Source organism: Brachyspira innocens ATCC 29796 (assembly GCF_000384655.1).
GTDB classification, from domain to species: Bacteria; Spirochaetota; Brachyspiria; order Brachyspirales; family Brachyspiraceae; genus Brachyspira; species Brachyspira innocens.
This window is the reverse complement of the sequence record NZ_ARQI01000021.1, coordinates 1-2,322: the sequence shown is the minus strand read 5'-3', so window position 1 is coordinate 2,322 and position 2,322 is coordinate 1. Positions and strand designations below refer to the sequence as shown.

General features: G+C 25.3%; 3 protein-coding genes. 1 reads left to right on the top strand and 2 read right to left on the bottom strand.

Annotation, left to right across the window (positions count from 1 at the left end):
• Positions 1-397 precede the first annotated feature (397 nt).
• The gene (locus F811_RS0100245; RefSeq protein ID WP_020003318.1) at positions 398-607 is read left to right on the top strand and encodes a hypothetical protein; all 210 of its coding nucleotides are present in this window, start codon (positions 398-400) and stop codon (positions 605-607) included.
• On the opposite strand, the gene F811_RS0100240 is transcribed toward F811_RS0100245, so the two are convergent.
• Positions 604-1,266: a hypothetical protein gene (locus tag F811_RS0100240; protein ID WP_020003317.1), complete on the bottom strand. Its 663-nt coding sequence runs from the start codon at positions 1,264-1,266 to the stop codon at positions 604-606. The genes F811_RS0100245 and F811_RS0100240 overlap by 4 nt on opposite strands.
• A gap of 23 nt (positions 1,267-1,289) precedes the next feature.
• Positions 1,290-2,030, bottom strand: a complete 741-nt coding sequence (locus F811_RS0100235) for an XRE family transcriptional regulator (protein ID WP_020003316.1) — start codon at positions 2,028-2,030, stop codon at positions 1,290-1,292.
• Positions 2,031-2,322: the final 292 nt, after the last annotated feature.

The following is a 2,322-nucleotide window of genomic DNA, read 5'->3' as shown; positions in this document are numbered from 1 at the left end:
CTACCTAATTAATATTATATAAAAAAGTTCTAAAAAATCAACAAATAATATCTTATTCGCTGTTGTGTGATGGTCTATTGCTTGGATTTATCAATTATTGCTATGTTCGCCTCGCCTTAAAGAAGTGAATAAGTAAACTTATTCACTGGCTCGGCTCTCTTTCTCCTTTATTGCTATGTTCGCCTACGCATATAATCTGCAAATAAATAAATTTATTTGCTGCTTCGGCTCACTTCTCCTTTATTGCTAACCCTCCAAGTCTCGCATAGTTTTACAACTATCGGCACTCGACTTGTCTCTTTCTCCTTATTTATAGAAATTCATAACTATAAATATTGACATATACACTAAAATTTTATTATAATTTTTATATTATTATAGCGTATAGGACTAAAATATGAAACTTATAAAAATACTTTTAATATCGCTTATTATAACTTCAAGCATATTTGCTCAAGCTAATACAGTTTATATTTCAGACAAAGGTAAAAAATATCATAGAGAAAACTGCAGAACATTAAGAGGCAATAAATACCCTATAAGTATTCAGAAAGCAAAAGAAAGAGGATACACTGCCTGCAAAGTATGCAAGCCTCCAATGAATTAATTATCCATCATTTTTATTAAAGGTTTTTTAGCATCTCCAAACATATATAACTGATTCTTTAATAGTATTAGCGGAAAGCCTTCTGTATGCACTTTATTATCTTTAACAGTATAAAATATATCATTACTTATATAATATTTAAAGACAGTGTTTACAGGTTTAGAACCTATAAGCATTACAACTGAACCATCATCAAAAAACGAATATCCATAAGATATACTTTCTAGTTCATTAACCCATAATCCAACAACTTCTTTTTCATCTTTTACAATATTATATTTTAATTCTTCCGAATTAACTTTATCATATATAACTTTTCCTTCATCATTTATTAAAGCTAATTTATTTTTATTTTTAGAAATTAACATAGCATTACTATAAAAATCATTATTACTATCTATACCTATTAATGAACTATTAGTAATCATATACTTTAAAATTAAAAATATATCATCATTATTATCTGATATTATTAGAGTTTCATTTTGATAATTGTATACAAAACCTGTATTTTTGTTTTTCCAAATACCTATTATTTCATTTTTAGAATTAACTTTATCTTTAGGATTATTATTATTTGATTTATAAAAAGAAGTTCCTAAATAAGCACCTAAAGCTGCAAATATTATTATGATTATAAATGATTTATTATTTTTCATAATAAAACTCCTAAAAAATATTTTTAATAAAAAACATTGGCAACAAATCTTACTTTGCCGCCTATTTTTAATTTATCACTATTAAGAGGTACTTCAAAACTTTCATATAATTTATTATCTGGCGATAATAAATAATTATCAAGTTTTAACGATATTCGCTTTATCATATAAATGTTATTTAGTTTTAACACATACAAGCCAGCACCTTGAAAACCTAAAGTATCGCATAATACAATAGATGAATCTCTGATAATCGGCTCCATATCATCGCCTTTTTGAATAATAGCTATTAATTTACCTTCATATTTTTTTAATTCATTTGGTATTTGAATGGCATCTGCTGAATTCATATCTCCATTTATGACTTTAATTAAATTAAGATTCTTTTGTCCTGTTTCAAGCATAGAACTGCTATCCTCAAGTATGTATTTACTGCTTTTTGCTATCCACTCGCCATTTATATTTTCTAATTCCTTATCAATATCATATTCTGATTTAAATTCATTTACAGTATATTTTTGATTTTCGGAACTATCTATATTATTTTTTATAAACATCTCTCCCTGACCTGTTATAAGCCAATTTAAATTGATCTTATAGACTTCTGATAATTTTTCTAATACTTCATTTGGTATGAAAGTAGCACTATTGTTTTCATATCTTGAAAGAGCTTTTTGATTAGTTCCTAATAATTTAGACATATCATCTTGAGATATACTTAATTTTTGTCTTATTTCTTTTATTCTTTCCCCTATTTTTCTCATTTTTTTACTAAAAACCTTTGTTAAGTATTGACTTTTACCTTAATTTTAAGTATAATATTGTTATAAGTATTAATTAATACCCGTTATTTATCGAAATATTAAGTACAAATGATAATATTTTTATTTTTTTAGATAAAAAACAGGTAAAGATAAGAGGCAATATGAGTAATTATATAAGTAAACAAGTTGGAAAATACATTTCTTACAAATTAAAACTAAAAGGTATAACCCATAATGATATAGCTAAATCAGCCAACTTATCTACTGCAATTATAACACATGTACTAAACGG